This window comes from Flavobacterium agricola (assembly GCF_025919725.1).
In the GTDB taxonomy this organism is placed as follows: domain Bacteria; phylum Bacteroidota; class Bacteroidia; order Flavobacteriales; family Flavobacteriaceae; genus Flavobacterium; species Flavobacterium agricola.
Genome location: NZ_CP081495.1, coordinates 2,201,687 through 2,216,644, shown reverse-complemented (window position 1 = coordinate 2,216,644; position 14,958 = coordinate 2,201,687). Strand labels below are relative to the sequence as shown.

Below are 14,958 nucleotides of genomic sequence, written 5' to 3'. Positions count from 1 at the left end.
TATGGCTCAATGGAGCGGTAAATCTAAAGGAACAGTTTTAGGTTATAAAATATTTGTTTATTGCATCAAAAACTTAGGAATTAAGGCCGCATATACAGTACTTGTATTTGTGGCTTTTTACTATGTATTAACTAGTTGGAAAAGTAACGGTGCTATTTATGATTATTTAAAAAATAAGCAAAAATTCTCAACTTTTAAAGCCTTTTTTGGTGTTTACAAAAGCTATTTTACTTTTGGACAAGTACTTATAGATAAAGTTGCTATTAACGCAGGTTTACGCCATAAATTTACTTATGATTTTGATGGTATTTCTATTTTAAAAAACTTATTGGCTCAAAAAAAAGGAGGCGTTTTAATTAGTGCGCATGTGGGTAACTTTGAAATTGCCGAGCATTTTTTTGCTGATATTGATTTTGAATGCCAAATTAACTTGGTAACTTCTGATTTAGAGCATTCGGCCATTAAAAATTACTTAGATAGCCTGGGTAAAAAATCTGCTGTAAAGTTTATTATTATTAAAGAAGATTTATCGCATATTTTTGAAATTAATCATGCACTTTCTAACAACGAATTAATCTGTTTTACGGGCGATAGGTACTTTGAAGGAACAAAGGTGCTAGAAAACGATTTACTTGGCGCAAATGCAAAATTTGCAGCTGGTCCGTTTTTAATTGCATCGCGTTTAAAAGTTCCGGTTGCATTTGTTTATGTAATGAAAGAACCTAATTTACATTACCATTTATACACCCGCGAAGCACAATTTAAACAACGCGATGCCCAAGCTTTGCTGCAAGAATATTGTACCAGTGTTGCCTCCGTTGTAAAAAAATACCCGTACCAATGGTTTAACTTTTTTAAATTTTGGAATACATAACAAAACGCCGTGCATTGCACGGCGTTTTGTTTATTTTTTCTTTAAAACTATTCTAATTTTTGTTACGCTAGGATCATATTCTACTGCATCATCTCCAGTAAGTGGAGCATGATCTATATAAACCAAATCATCAACAAATTTTATAACTGCTTGGTTTGAAAAATCTCCAGATTTAATATTTATCTCGTTACCATTTTGTTCCCAAGTTCCTTCAGTTAAATCTAGATTACAAGTTTCAAAATAATATTCATATTGTGTAATTATATATTGGCCAGTAACTAAAAATTCATAAATTTCTTTTTCACAGAATTGATAAGAATTTGGAATGTATGTAGAAACTACTTTGTCATTGGCATCTAAAGCTTCTTCTTTTTCAAACGTCCACGTACCAACCAAGCTGTTTGTTGGTGTTGCATCATTGTTATTATCATCACTAGAACAGCTTGTTAAAAATAAAGTTGTTATTAAAACAAGGCTTAAAATTGATTTTAATGTTTTCATTTTTTGTTTAATTTTATTAAAAAAACAAATGTTAAAAAACAAATGTTTTTGTTAAAATTATACTAACGTAAATATTATTCGATCAACGGATTTTTAACAAACAAAAAAAAGGCCATAAATAAATTTATGACCTTTTAAAAAATTAATATTTATGATTTAAAATCTTTCCCACCAAACTTTAGTGTTTAGACCGTCGCCGCCCATTACCTGAACTGCTGCATCATAATTTTCTGTGTTTTGCATTTTAACATTTGGTGGATAAGGATATCTGTTTGGCATTACCCCGTTGTTGTATAAGTTTGGTTGTAATGGTAGTTTCGGAAATCCTGTTCTTCTGTAATCCATCCATGTTTGGTTGTCTGTAAAATACAGTGCATAGTATTTTTGTAACATAATTTGTTCTAACGTGTTGTTATATTGTGTTACAGGATTGTCAAAATATGTATCTGGCATGGTAATACCCCAAACATTCATGGCAGCTTTAACTCCTTCTTTGTAAAAATCTTCAGGATTACCTGCAAGTTGTCCTTTAAAAGCTAATTCTGCTTTAATAAAAGCCAATTCACCATAAGTCATAATAATGCTTTTCATTGGTGCTAAGGCAACTTTATCATTTGGCGCAGACGGATTGTAATTGAATGCATTTTCTCCTTCTGAATACCCACTTGGAATACCTTTGTAACCAATAGCTTTACCTTGTAAATCGGTAGCTTGCGTAGCCCATAATTGTAAACGCGGATCGTTCATTTCTAATAAATTATCAATAAAGAATGATGATAATTTTTTATTAGCTGCATAATCCATAATACGAGGCCATGGCGTTAAGTTTGGTGCTACTCCTGTATTTATTAAAATTGCATCGTCTGCGCTTGATGTAAACACTGGGTAAACGGCAGGATTACTTAAAATTTCGTTTATTTTTTGAGTAGCACTTGGCATTACGTTAGACACGCGTAATAACATACGTACATGTAACGAGTTGGTTAGCTTGCGCCATTTTGCAAAATCATTTGAATACAATAAATCTGGTGTGAAAATAGATTTTGAGCTTGTATCGTATAAAGCATTTGCTTGATCTAAATCGGCTAAAATTTGCTTATAAATATCTTCTTGCTTGTCAAAAACAGGTTTATCAATACCTTCATCTCCTTTTCCTGCTTGTGTAAACGGAATGTCACCAAAACAATCGGTTAAGTTTGCGTAAGCCCAAGCTTTTAAAGTTAAAGCTATTGCGTGGTAGTTCGCATCATTTTTTTCCTCGCTTACCGTAACCATTTCCTCAATATTTTTTAACCAACGGTAATGGTTATTCCACATGGTTGTACCAATATCATCGGTTACATCATATCGGTGATATCCTCCACTAGCTGTTGATGGATACGGAACAATAGCTTGCATAAAATGCGCTGTTCTGTTATGCCATGCAGAATATGAATTATGATCGGTTAAGTTGTATAAAATTGGGTTTAATAAGGTTGATGCACCAATTGCTTCTAATCGGTTCGGATCTGTGTTAATTTCTTCGAAATCGCTTGTACAAGACGCAATAAGCGATGTAAAAGCTACTGTATAGATTAAAAAATTTACTTTTTTCATGATGTTTTATTATAAACTTACTTTAATGTTAAAGCCATACGTTGCAGGAGAAGGTAATTGTCCCATTTCTACCCCTGGAACCATGCTTGAGCCGTTTAAAGCTGCAGTTTCTGGATCGTAAATTGGGAAATCAGACCATGTATATAAGTTTCTACCAAATACACTTATTCTTAAATCTTTAAGTTTCCAACGGTCTAAAGTTTCTTTCGGGAAACTATAACCAAAGCTTACCTCACGTAACTTAACCCATGTTGCATCAAAGCTGTTCGACTCCACGTTTGCACGTCTGTAATAATCTGCATAATACGTACTAGGATCTACTTTTGTAGTATTTGGTGAGAATGATCCGTCTGCGTTTTGAATTACCCCGTCACCAATAATAAATCCTTGTTCACGGCCCATTAAAGATTCGTTTAACTTACCATGTTCCATTAATTTGTGGAAAGATTGTGAATATAATGTTCCACCAAAAGATCCGTCTAATGTAAAGCCTAAAGTAAAGTTTTTGTATGAAAATTGGTTGCTCCATCCACCTTTCCAGTCTGCATATGCATTACCAATATATTGTGTTTTTGTAGGACGAACTGGTAAACCTGTTTTTTCGTTGTAAATAATTTGTCCGGCATCGTTTCTAACAAATCCGTATCCGTATAAATCACCTGTTGTACCACCAACTTTACCAATAATAGAAACCGTTCCAGAAGTTGCTAACGTTTGTTGATCACCACCTTCAATTCCTTCTGCAAGAGATAAAATTTCGTTATGGTTTTTAGCATATGTTACAGTTGATCTCCATTCAAAATCTTCGGTTTGCACTGGTACAAAGAATAACGTTGCTTCTACCCCGCGGTTTAATACTTTACCTGCGTTAATAAATTTGTTGCTGTATCCTGTTGAATAATCTGTCGGAACGCTAATAATTTGGTTTTCAGAAACGGTTCTGTAAAAAGTTCCATCAAAACCTAAACGGTTACCAAAGAAACGTAAATCAATACCTGTTTCGAAAGATGTTGTAAGTTCTGGTTTTAAGTTGATGTTGAATAATGAATTGTCAACTTGTGCCGAAGAGGTAAAATCACTTAAATCGTAATATTTACTAATGATATATGGATCCGAATCTTTACCTACCTCAGCAATAGAAACGCGCCATTTAGCAAAATCAATAAACGATGGTAAAACAAAAAGATCACTTACAATTGTACTTAAGTTAGCCGATGGATAAAAGTACGAGTTGTTGTGTGCTGGTAAAGTTGACGACCAGTCGTTACGTGCTGTAAGGTCTAAAAATACCAAGTTGCGGTATGAAAAAGATCCTAAGGCATATAAGCTATTTACTTTTTTATGACGGTCAGCCGAGTTGGTTAAAATTCCGTTTGCTGCGTTAGAAAGTTTGTAAACATCTGGCACAGATAATCCGTTTGCTGATGCATCTAAACGGTAAAAATTGTTGGTCATTGTGTTTCCACCAACCGAGAAGTTGTACTGAAAATCTTGATCTTTTTTACTAGTATATGTTAACAAGAAATCGGAGTTAATTTCACGCGATTGAATGTGTTGTTGCTCGTAATATCCTGTTGGGAATTTTACTAAATCGTACGGACGTTTTAACTCACGTCTTTCATTAAATAAATTTAATCCCGAACGTACCATTAATTTAAGGTTTTTAGCTAAATCAATATCTAAATGAATATTACCTGTAATGGTGTTGTTTTTGTTACTGTTAATAACCTCGTAAGTAATTGCATATGGGTTATCAATATACGGGCTAAAAGGTGAGTTTAATTGCGTTTTACCGTCGTCTAACCACATTTTTTTGTACCAATCAATATTGTCATTCGGATTGGTTAAAATCATGAAGTATGAAATACTATGGTTGTTATAACCGGTAGAAGGTAAATTGTCGCTATAACGGTTTGAATAGTTAACCGATGTATTTAATTTTATAGCTTTAGATATTTGATAATCGGCTTTCATAGAAACGTTTGTTCTATCAAAACCAGTATTCGGCATAATCCATTCGTTTTTTAAGTTAGTAATAGATGCACGAATTGATCCTTTATCATCACCACCTTGAAACTGAATGCTGTTGGTTAACGTACTACCGGTTTTCCAGTATCCTTTTCTAGCATTGTTGTAGTTTTGCCACAATGTTTTTTCGGTACCTTGCATCCCTGTATTTGGGTCGTATTGGTAATAATATTGTCCGTCAAATTTTGGTCCAAAACCTAAGTTACTTACTGTATTCATACCATCAGCGCTATCTCCGTATGAATAGTATAAATCGCCAGCAGTATTTCTTATTTTTCCAGATCCAGAACCGTATTGTGTTTGCCAGTTTGGCCATCTCTGAATTACCTCGAAAGATGTGTTGGTGTTAAATGTTACTCCTAAACCTTGGTTTCTTTTACCCGATTTTGTAGTAATCATAATTGCACCATTCGCTGCTCTAGAACCATATAAAGCTGTTGCTCCAGCACCTTTTAAAATGGTAACATTTTCAATATCATCTGGATTAATATCGCTTAATCCGCTGCCAAAATCTACTGGAGAATCGGCAGATAAATACCCAGCACTTGCTGTAGATGCAGACATATTTGTGTTAATCGGAATACCATCTACAACAATTAAAGCACCGTTGTTGTTGGCATTAATAGAACGGTTACCACGTAAAACTACTTGTGTAGAATTCATAGGTCCAGAACTTGCCGATGTAAAGCTCATACCTGCAACTTTACCTTTCATGTTATCAACCCAGTTGTTAGAACGTGCCGTTGTAAATTCGTCACCTTCAATTTTTTGCTGAGCGTAACCTAATTGTTTTTCCTCACGTTTAATACCAAGAGCAGTAATTACTACCTCATCTAACTGTTCGTCAAAATGTTGTAAACGAATTTTAATGTTATTTTCGTTTTTGTAGGTATATTCTACCTCTGTGTATCCAATAGCACTAAACGTTAAAATCGTCGCAGTTGTAAAAGGATAATCAATTGTAAAAGCACCATTTTTGTCGGTTTCAACCCAAACATTGGTGTTTTTAACAAAAACCATAACACCTTCAATAGGTTCGCCTGCCTCGTTAGTAACTTTTCCGTTTACCTTAGTTCCGTTATTTACTAATTTAAATTGCGGAGCCGGTATTGGCTTAGCATGCACTATGCCTGGATAAAAAACTAAAGTAGATAAAGCAACTACCTGAGTTAGTTTAAAAAGTTCATAATACTTGTTTTTCATAGTAGTAATAATAATTTTTTGTATGCAACAAAGTACCCGCATTATGCGCGAACAAGTGAAAAATTATCATTACGAAACAATTAATGAATAATTAACTATAAATTACTTAAATGTTAAGAAGTTAAGATTTTGTTGATTTTTTATTAACAATCAATTTCTTATATAGTAATGTTCCCTTCCGAAGTTTGTAGCAATTAAATTATTACAAAAAATGAACATTAAAACATTACTACTCGCAACAATGTTAGGTTCTGTTTCTATGACTTTTGCTCAGCATAAAGTTTCAGGAACGGTGTATGCAGATCTTAACAAAAACGGAAAAAAAGATGGCAAAGAAAAAGGCATTGCCAACGTACAAATTAGTAACGGAACCGAAGTGGTTAGTACCGACAAAAACGGAAACTATTCTATTTTTGTGCCAGAAGATGCAACCTTATTTGTAATTAAACCTTCAGGGTACCAAATACCTTTAGATCAGTACAATTTACCTAAATTTTATTATACCAATAAACCAAACGGTTCGCCAAAGCTAAAATACGGTGGTGTAAAACCAACAGGTAAATTACCTAAAAAAATCAATTTTGGTTTATATCCAGCAGAAGAATCAGAACAATTTACATCATTCGTTTTCGGTGATCCACAAACCTACACGCAAGAAGAAGTTCAGTTTTTTATTGACGGAATAATAAAAGATGTTGATGCCAATCAAGCCATTTTCGGAATCAGCTTAGGCGATTTAGTTGGTGATGATTTAGTTTTACACCCAGAATATAAAAAAGCCATTCAACAAATAAACTTACCGTGGTACAACGTAATCGGAAACCACGATATGGATTATGATGCTACAATTGATGAGCATTCTGACGAAACGTACGAAGCAAACTTTGGTCCAGCAAACTACTCATTCAATTACGGTAAAGTGCACTTTATTGTATTAGACGATATTTTGTACCCAGATCCAAGAGATGGAAAAGGTTATTGGGCAGGTTTCCGTGAAGATCAATTTCAGTTTATAGAAAACGATTTAAAATTTGTACCGAAAGATAATTTAGTAGTTTTAGCTTTCCACATTCCGTTAATGGATAACGATAGCGAATGGTTTAGAGTGGAAGACAGAAACCGCTTATTCGAGCTTTTAAAAGATTTTCCAAACACCGTTTCATTATCTGCGCACACGCACATTCAACAACAATTGTTTTACGATAAAGAACAAGGTTGGAAACAAGATAAACCCCATCACGAATATAACGTAGGTACAACATCAGGCGATTGGTATTCGGGCTTAACAAACAAACAAGGCGTTCCAGCATCTACCATGCGCGACGGAACTCCAAAAGGTTACGCATTAATGCATTTTGATGGCAACCAATATAAAGTAGATTATAAAGTTGCTGGTGAAAACCCAGAATATCAAATCAATATTTTTACACCAAAAACGGCAGAATTTTCTAACCCTAGAAATCGTCATTTTATTTACGCTAACTTTTTTATGGGTAAAAAAGGAGATGATGTACAATACCGCATTGATAACGGCGAATGGAAAAACATGACGTTTGTTGAAGAGCCAGATCCGGCTTATTTAAGCCAATATTACCAATGGGATTTAGCTACAAACGGAATTAAAGAAAGACGCCCGTCTCAGGCTATGTTATCTTCTCACTTATGGAGAACAAACATTCCTAAAAACTTAAGCGCAGGTAAGCATACCGTTGAGGTAAAAGCTACTGATATGTATGGTAAAACAACAATCAGCAAAGCTCAATTTCAAGTGGCAAAATAAATAAAATAGCTTGTTATAAATTACAATAGCAAACGCTCTTAAACTTAATTTAAGAGCGTTTTGTTTTTATATGCAACAACAAATTTTATAGAATAAAATAAACCTTTTACATTTTTAAGTATTTTAGCAAACAATTAGTAATGCCATTAAATAAGCTTTTTTTATGAAAAACGTACTCGTTATTTACTATACGCAATCTGGGCAATTGTTAACTGCGGCGCAACACGTGGTAGCCAATTTGCAAAAAGATGCCAACGTTGCGATTACGTATTATAACATAGAAATGGAAAAACCTTTTCCGTTTCCTTGGCCTGCATCTCAATTTTTTGATGCCTTTCCAGAAACGTTTAAACAAATACCGGCAACAATAAAAGCACCACCTAGCACGTTGTTTAATCAAAAGTTTGATTTAGTTATTCTTGCCTATCAAGTTTGGTATTTGTCGCCCTCAATTCCAATTAACTCCTTTTTAAAAAGCGAATACGCAAAAACGTTATTGCAAAATATGCCCGTAATTACATTAAGCGGTAGCCGCAACATGTGGGTAAAAGCTCAAGAAAAAGTAAAAGTACTTTTACAGCAAAACCAAGCAAACCTTGTAGGTAATATTGCTATGGTTGATCGTAATATTAATTTAGTTAGCGTAATTACTATTGTAGATTGGATGTTTACAGGCATAAAACGTAAAGTTTGGGGCTTTTTACCTTTGCCAGGTATTTCAGAACAAGAAATGCAAGCAAGTACAAAGTTCGGAACAATAATTTTAAAACACCTAAACCAAAATAATTACGAATCCTTACAAACCGAGTTGGTTGCAAACGGTGCGGTTGAGGTGCGTCACTTTTTGGTATCTATGGACCAAAAAGCAAATAAAATGTTTAAAGCTTGGTCAAACCTCGTTTTAAAATTTCCAAAAAAGCGTAAATTCTTGTTAAAGTTATTTTACTATTACTTGTTTATCGCCATTTGGTTTTTATCGCCTATTGTACATTTAATACATACAATTACATTACCTTTACAATACTGGAAAATTAAAAAACAGAAAAAATACTATCAAGGAATTCAACTAAAATAATGAATAAAGTTTACATCACTAATATTGCTAAATGCTTACCTAACAAACCTATTTCTAATGATGAAATGGAAGATATTTTAGGTAAAATTAACGATACAAATTCTAAAGCCCGTAGATTAATTTTACGAAACAATAAAATAACAACTCGTTATTATGCATTAGATGCAGCAGGTAAACCTACGCATACCAATGCTGATTTAACAGCACTTGCTATTAAAAATTTATTTTCAAATTCCTTTGCCGTTACCGATATCGATGTGCTTTCGTGCGGAACTTCAACGCCAGATCAACTTTTACCGTCGCACGCAGCAATGGTTCATGGTGTTTTAGGCGGTAAAAGCATGGAAATAAATTCTTCATCTGGTGTTTGTGTGTCTGGAATGAATGCGTTAAAATACGGATATATGGCTGTTAAGTCAGATATGGCCAGAAATGCAGTTTGTACCGGCTCAGAACGTGTTTCTCCTTGGATGCAAGCCGGAAAGTTTGAAGCAGAAATTGAAAACCTGAAAAACATTGAAGAGCAACCTATAATTGCCTTTAAAAAAGATTTTTTACGTTGGATGCTGTCTGATGGTGCCGGTGCTGTGTTGTTAGAATCACAACCAACCGGAGCGCTAAACTTAGAAATTAATTGGATGGAATCTTTTTCGTACGCGTACGAACTAGAAGCTTGCGTATGTACGCAGGAGGTGACAAGCTTGAAGACGGATCTATTAAACCTTGGAGCGATTACCAACCTAACGAATGGTTGGAACAATCTATTTTTTCTATCAAACAAGATGTGAAAATTTTAGATGCTCATATCTTAAAAAAAGGAGTAGAAAGCATGGCAATTGCCATGGAAAAGCACCAAATTACTCCAAACGAAATAGATTATTTTTTACCTCACGTTTCGTCACATTTTTTTGTTGACGGATTATATAACGGATTTGTTGATGCGGGTTTAGAAATAACCAAAGATAAATGGTTTATGAATCTAGCTCATGTAGGTAATGTTGGTTCTGCCTCAATCTTTTTAATGTTAGACGAATTGTATCATTCGGGCAAACTTAAAAAAGGCGATCGCATTATGTGCTCGGTTCCAGAAAGTGGACGTTTTTCTTACGCATATGCTTATTTAACCGTAGTTTAAAATGATTTCATTACCTATTTCCGACAGCCAAACTATTAAAAAATGCATTCCGCAGCGCGAACCAATTATTATGGTTGATGCGTTGTTGGCGTATAAAGAACATTATGTTAAAGTTGCCTTAACCATTTCAGCTCAAAACATTTTTGTTCAAAACCAGGTTTTAACAGAAGGCGGTATTGTAGAACATATGGCACAATCGGTAGCATTATATACTGGTTTTAGCTATCTAATTAGTCAAAAACCTGCTCCAACGGGTTATATTGGTTCTATTTCTAAATTAGAAATATTTACCTTGCCAGCTGTAAACCAACAACTCATAACCGAGGTCGAAATTTTACACGATATTTTAGGCGTAACCTTAGTAAATACAACCTGCCGTTGTAACAATCAGCTGGTTGCGCAATCACAAATGAAAACCGTTTTAGCAAAATAACAGCTTATGGCTACAAACCATCAAGTTTATAATATTACGCAATATTTACCGCATCGTAAACCCATGCTTTTGGTAGATATTATTACCGAAATTTCTCAGGAACATGTAGTAACAAGCTACCATATTCCTGAACATTCCATTTTTTTACACAACAATATTTTTCAGGAATCTGGTGTGATAGAAAATATGGCGCAAACCTGTTCAGCTATTGTTGGCCAAAATTATTTTAATCCTGAAATAGCTACAGAAAACATTAAAACCAATGTTATTGGTTTTATTAGCGGCATTAAAAAGGTTGAATTTTTTGCTTTGCCCAACCAAGGAGAACAATTAAAAACAGCTGCCGAGCTAATTTCTCGATTTGAAGGAGAAGATTATAGCTTGTGCACCATGAATGCAACTTGTTTTTGTGACGCACAAAAAATTGCAACGGCAACCTTAAATTTATTTTTACAAAAAACGGAATAACATGAAAAAATCTGAAGTTCCTCAAGACCAAAGCAGCCTACAAAATAGCGATATAAAAGAATTGTATTATGCCGTTGATGAAGACGGATCGTACACCACCGAACTTAGTTCGGGTTGGGAACCGAAAACCGTAGTACAAACCCAAACCTTAGCTGTAATTAGCGAACGTATTGCTTTTGCTAACGATCAGGTTAAACAAGGTAAAGCCAGCCCAATTGTTTATTTTATGGAAAAAAGCCGCATGGATTGGGCAACTTTAGCCGATTATATGGAAATGTGGACCTGGCGCGTTAAAAGGCACCAAAAACCATCCGTTTTCAATAAACTTTCAACCAAAACCAAACAAAAATATGCTGATGTATTTCAAATCAGCTTAAACGATTTATTAAATTTCAAAGGCGAATAATGAAGTTAGATTTTACCCACCATCAAGCGGCACATTGCGAAAATGGTGTAGCATCAAATCTATTAAAAAATAAAGGCATTAATTTAAGCGAACCTATGGTTTTTGGTATCGGTTCAGGCTTGTTTTTCTTTTACCTTCCTTTTTTAAAAGTAAACCATGCGCCTGCTATTTCCTATCGTCCGATGCCTGGTTTTATTTTCAACCGCTTGGCTAAACGTTTAGGAATTAAAATTAAGCGTATTAAATTTTCAGACAAACAAAAAGCAAAACAAACGCTAGATAATAACTTAGCACAAAATATTCCTTCGGGGCTTCAGGTTGGGGTTTACAATTTATCGTATTTCCCAGACGAATATCGTTTTCATTTTAATGCCCACAATCTGGTTGTTTTTGGTAAAGATGGGGACAACTATTTAATTAGCGATCCGGTAATGCAAACATCAACCGTTTTAACGGCAGATGAATTAGAACGTGTACGTTTTGCAAAAGGAGCTTTAGCACCTAAGGGCCATATTTATTATCCGATTTACATTCCAGAAACGTTAAATCTGGCTTTAGCTATTAAAAAAGGCATTAAACAAACGTGTAATGATATGCTTGCGCCCGTACCTATTGTTGGGGTTAAAGCTATGCGATGGTTAGCTAAAAGCATTGTAAAATGGCCAAATAAAGTAGGTACTAAAAAAGCCAATTATTACTTGGCGCAAATGGTGCGTATGCAAGAAGAAATTGGAACGGGCGGCGGCGGATTTCGTTATATTTATGCGGCTTTTTTAGCCGAATCTGCTCCTATTCTAAATAATCCAGAACTTAAAAAGTTTTCGGCAGAAATGACCATTATTGGTGATTTATGGCGTGATTTTGCCGTTGATGCATCCCGTGTTTATAAAAAACGCAGCAATCAGGATAACGTGTATCAAGCGCTATCTAATCAGCTTTTAAAATTAGCCGATTTAGAAGAAGATTTTTTTAAACGATTAAAAAAAGCAATTTAAGTTGAACATACCAATTGTACATATTTCTAATCTGTATAAAAAATACCACAAAGCAGATTTTTTCTCGGTTAATGATTTAAGTTTATCTATTAACCAAGGCGAAATTTTTGGACTTTTAGGTCCAAACGGCGCCGGTAAAACTACATTAATCAGCATGTTATGTGGTTTGTTTGAGCCTACCGCTGGGCAACTTACTATTAACGGGTTAACCTATCAAAAAAATGCGCATCAATTAAAAAAAATAATTGGTGTTGTACCGCAAGAATATGCCTTATATCCTACCTTAACGGCGTTAGAAAATGTTATGTTTTTTGGTAGCATGTACGGCATTAAACCTAAACAATTGGAGCAACAAGCCAAGCATTTATTAACAGAATTAGGATTAGAAAAATTTATTCATAAAAAAATAGAAACCTTTTCGGGCGGAATGAAACGTCGTGTAAACCTTATTGCAGGTATTTTACATCAACCCGAAATATTGTTTTTAGATGAGCCAACCGTTGGGGTTGACGTACAATCTCAGCAAGCTATTTTAGCCTTTTTAAAAATGCTTAATACCAACGGAACAACCATAATTTATACCTCGCATCATTTAAAAGAAGCCGAAAACTTTTGTACACGCATTGCAATTATTGAAGCAGGTAAAATTTTTTGTGAAAACACGCCGCAGCAATTAATTGCCAGCGTGCCCAATGCAAAATCTATAGAAGATGTTTTTATTGCCATAACCGGAAATAACTTACGCGATGCTTAACAAACTATTTCAAGCCATAAAAAAAGAAATGCTTTTGCTTTCTCGCGATTTAGGTGGGTTAATAACCTTGTTTATTATGCCCATTGTGTTGGTTATTACGGTTACGTTGATTCAAAAATCATCTTTCGAAACCTTGCATAACGATTTAACTCATGTAATTTGGGTTGATAACGATAAAGATTCCTTATCGTTTGCGATGCAGCAGCAAATAGAACAAGCAAATATTTTTAAGTTGGTTACCACGCACAATAAGCAAACAATAACCGAAGATATTGCCCAACAATTGGTGCAAAAAGGACAATATCAGTTTGCAATTGTAATTCCAGAGCAACTTACGCACGATTTGCACGCAAAAGTAAACCAAAACGTAAATCAAATTTTGGCTGAATTTTCTTTTTCTGAAGAAGATGAAGATGCTGCTCAAAACCAACCGCAAACGGTTGTAGATTATAAAGAGATTAAGCTGTTTTTTGATCCAGCGTTGCAAAACGTATATAAATCTGGCGTAAAAGATGCTATTGATAAAATGGTGGCTCAGATAGAAAACAAAACCATTTATCAAGCATTTAAAGATCAATTAGGTACTGATGAATCAGCCCCATTGTTTGCGTCAGAACCATTTTTGCGTTTTACAGAGTACGAACCCGATTATGGCAAGCAAGCTAAGCCCAATGCCGTACAACATAACGTACCAGCCTGGACGTTGTTTGCTATATTTTTTATCATGGTTCCGTTATCTATAAACATGGTAAAAGAAAAAAATCAAGGAACTTGGATTCGGTTATTAACCAGCCCAGCTTCTAATATTATATTTATTTTTGGTAAAACAGCTACCTATTTGTTAATAAGCTTGCTGCAGTTTTATGCTATGCTTTTAATTGGTAAGTTTGTTTTTCCGTACATGGGGTTACCGGCTTTGCTAATAAACAATCAGTTTATAACTTTAAGTTTTATTGCCATGGCAAGCGGTTTGGCAGCCATTGGTTTGGGTATTTTATTAGGTACCATTGCTAAAACACAAGAACAAGCTGCACCGTTTGGAGCAACTTTTACTATTATTTTAGCAGCCATTGGCGGAGTTTGGATTCCGGTTTTTGCCATGCCTAATTTTATGCAGTTTGTAGCAAAAATATCGCCCATGCATTGGGCATTAGAAAGTTTTTACGACGTACTTTTACGTCAGGCAACTTTTGTTGATATTTTGCCTAAAACCGCCTTGTTATTATTATTTTTTGGTACCATGCTTGGCTTGGCTTTTTTATATGATAAGAAAAAAAGACATATATAATTCCGATTCCTTCCTTACCGGAACACATCAAATTCGTATTCGTTTTAATGAATGCGATCCGTTGGGTATTGTTTGGCACGGCAATTACATTAAATATTTTGAAGACGGCCGAGAATCTTTCGGTGAGCAACACGGCATATCATATTTAGATGTGCAACGCCATGGTTTTGCAACGCCCATTGTTAAAACCAGCACCGAACATAAATTAACGCTTAAATATGGCGATGTAGCAACAATTAAAACTACATTTGTTAATACGGCGGCCGCAAAGTTAATTTTTAGATACGAAATTTTTAATCCGGAAGGTAAATTGGCTTGCACGGGCGAAACCGTTCAGGTTTTTATTGATACCGAAGGAAATTTACAATTGACCAATCCGTTGTTTTTTGAGCAATGGAAACAAAAAGTTGGGCTTTTATAAC

The 14,958-nt window shown here is 34.7% G+C and carries 13 protein-coding genes and 1 pseudogene; 11 read left to right on the top strand and 3 right to left on the bottom strand.

Annotated features, from left to right (window positions below; all coding sequences use genetic code 11):
* Position 1 precedes the first annotated feature (1 nt).
* Positions 2-874 (top strand): LpxL/LpxP family acyltransferase, encoded by an 873-nt coding sequence (locus K5I29_RS11020; RefSeq protein ID WP_264433330.1) that lies wholly within the window; start codon positions 2-4, stop codon positions 872-874.
* A 30-nt stretch (positions 875-904) separates the two neighbouring features.
* Here K5I29_RS11020 and K5I29_RS11015 read toward each other — a convergent pair whose 3' ends face one another.
* The 3 genes from K5I29_RS11015 to K5I29_RS11005 form a co-directional block, all read right to left on the bottom strand.
* On the bottom strand, positions 905-1,375 hold the full coding sequence (locus tag K5I29_RS11015; RefSeq protein ID WP_264433329.1) for a lipocalin family protein: 471 nt from the start codon (positions 1,373-1,375) through the stop codon (positions 905-907).
* A 156-nt stretch (positions 1,376-1,531) separates the two neighbouring features.
* Positions 1,532-2,971: a SusD/RagB family nutrient-binding outer membrane lipoprotein gene (locus tag K5I29_RS11010; protein WP_264433327.1), complete on the bottom strand. Its 1,440-nt coding sequence runs from the start codon at positions 2,969-2,971 to the stop codon at positions 1,532-1,534.
* 9 nt (positions 2,972-2,980) lie between these two features.
* Positions 2,981-6,202, bottom strand: coding sequence for a SusC/RagA family TonB-linked outer membrane protein (locus K5I29_RS11005; protein ID WP_264433325.1), 3,222 nt, complete (start codon positions 6,200-6,202; stop codon positions 2,981-2,983).
* A gap of 211 nt (positions 6,203-6,413) precedes the next feature.
* Between K5I29_RS11005 and K5I29_RS11000 the strand changes: the two genes are divergently transcribed.
* The 10 genes and pseudogenes from K5I29_RS11000 to K5I29_RS10955 all read left to right on the top strand — a co-directional run bounded on the left by K5I29_RS11000 (position 6,414) and on the right by K5I29_RS10955 (position 14,957).
* Positions 6,414-7,982, top strand: a complete 1,569-nt coding sequence (locus tag K5I29_RS11000) for a calcineurin-like phosphoesterase C-terminal domain-containing protein (protein WP_264433324.1) — start codon at positions 6,414-6,416, stop codon at positions 7,980-7,982.
* A 163-nt stretch (positions 7,983-8,145) separates the two neighbouring features.
* A complete protein-coding gene (locus K5I29_RS10995) occupies positions 8,146-9,057 on the top strand; it encodes an NADPH-dependent FMN reductase family protein (RefSeq protein ID WP_264433321.1) in 912 nt (303 codons plus the stop codon).
* Positions 9,057-10,192: pseudogene (locus K5I29_RS10990) on the top strand (beta-ketoacyl-ACP synthase III). The gene K5I29_RS10995 and the pseudogene K5I29_RS10990 overlap by 1 nt, the downstream one beginning before the upstream one ends.
* A gap of 1 nt (position 10,193) precedes the next feature.
* Positions 10,194-10,625 (top strand): hypothetical protein, encoded by a 432-nt coding sequence (locus K5I29_RS10985; RefSeq protein WP_264433319.1) that lies wholly within the window; start codon positions 10,194-10,196, stop codon positions 10,623-10,625.
* A 6-nt stretch (positions 10,626-10,631) separates the two neighbouring features.
* Positions 10,632-11,093, top strand: a complete 462-nt coding sequence (locus K5I29_RS10980) for an ABC transporter permease (protein WP_264433318.1) — start codon at positions 10,632-10,634, stop codon at positions 11,091-11,093.
* A gap of 1 nt (position 11,094) precedes the next feature.
* Positions 11,095-11,499 carry a hypothetical protein gene (locus K5I29_RS10975; protein WP_264433316.1) on the top strand — a complete coding sequence of 135 codons (405 nt, stop codon included), beginning with the start codon at positions 11,095-11,097 and terminating at the stop codon, positions 11,497-11,499.
* Positions 11,499-12,494, top strand: coding sequence for a BtrH N-terminal domain-containing protein (locus K5I29_RS10970; protein ID WP_264433315.1), 996 nt, complete (start codon positions 11,499-11,501; stop codon positions 12,492-12,494). The genes K5I29_RS10975 and K5I29_RS10970 overlap by 1 nt, the downstream gene beginning before the upstream one ends.
* Before the next feature lies 1 nt (position 12,495).
* The gene (locus K5I29_RS10965; RefSeq protein WP_264433313.1) at positions 12,496-13,248 is read left to right on the top strand and encodes an ABC transporter ATP-binding protein; all 753 of its coding nucleotides are present in this window, start codon (positions 12,496-12,498) and stop codon (positions 13,246-13,248) included.
* Positions 13,241-14,536 carry an ABC transporter permease gene (locus tag K5I29_RS10960; protein ID WP_264433311.1) on the top strand — a complete coding sequence of 432 codons (1,296 nt, stop codon included), beginning with the start codon at positions 13,241-13,243 and terminating at the stop codon, positions 14,534-14,536. Before K5I29_RS10965 ends, K5I29_RS10960 begins: the two co-directional genes overlap by 8 nt.
* Positions 14,511-14,957 (top strand): acyl-CoA thioesterase, encoded by a 447-nt coding sequence (locus K5I29_RS10955; protein ID WP_264433310.1) that lies wholly within the window; start codon positions 14,511-14,513, stop codon positions 14,955-14,957. Before K5I29_RS10960 ends, K5I29_RS10955 begins: the two co-directional genes overlap by 26 nt.
* Position 14,958: the final 1 nt, after the last annotated feature.

Excerpts from the sequence above, each read along its gene's own strand:
- K5I29_RS11020 (WP_264433330.1), top strand. The coding sequence starts at position 2 with ATGGCTCAATGGAGCGGTAAATCTAAAGGAACAGTTTTAGGTTATAAA.
- K5I29_RS11015 (WP_264433329.1), bottom strand. The coding sequence starts at position 1,375 with ATGAAAACATTAAAATCAATTTTAAGCCTTGTTTTAATAACAACTTTA.
- K5I29_RS11010 (WP_264433327.1), bottom strand. The coding sequence starts at position 2,971 with ATGAAAAAAGTAAATTTTTTAATCTATACAGTAGCTTTTACATCGCTT.
- K5I29_RS11005 (WP_264433325.1), bottom strand. The coding sequence starts at position 6,202 with ATGAAAAACAAGTATTATGAACTTTTTAAACTAACTCAGGTAGTTGCT.
- K5I29_RS11000 (WP_264433324.1), top strand. The coding sequence starts at position 6,414 with ATGAACATTAAAACATTACTACTCGCAACAATGTTAGGTTCTGTTTCT.
- K5I29_RS10995 (WP_264433321.1), top strand. The coding sequence starts at position 8,146 with ATGAAAAACGTACTCGTTATTTACTATACGCAATCTGGGCAATTGTTA.
- K5I29_RS10985 (WP_264433319.1), top strand. The coding sequence starts at position 10,194 with ATGATTTCATTACCTATTTCCGACAGCCAAACTATTAAAAAATGCATT.
- K5I29_RS10980 (WP_264433318.1), top strand. The coding sequence starts at position 10,632 with ATGGCTACAAACCATCAAGTTTATAATATTACGCAATATTTACCGCAT.
- K5I29_RS10975 (WP_264433316.1), top strand. The coding sequence starts at position 11,095 with ATGAAAAAATCTGAAGTTCCTCAAGACCAAAGCAGCCTACAAAATAGC.
- K5I29_RS10970 (WP_264433315.1), top strand. The coding sequence starts at position 11,499 with ATGAAGTTAGATTTTACCCACCATCAAGCGGCACATTGCGAAAATGGT.
- K5I29_RS10960 (WP_264433311.1), top strand. The coding sequence starts at position 13,241 with ATGCTTAACAAACTATTTCAAGCCATAAAAAAAGAAATGCTTTTGCTT.
- K5I29_RS10955 (WP_264433310.1), top strand. The coding sequence starts at position 14,511 with ATGATAAGAAAAAAAGACATATATAATTCCGATTCCTTCCTTACCGGA.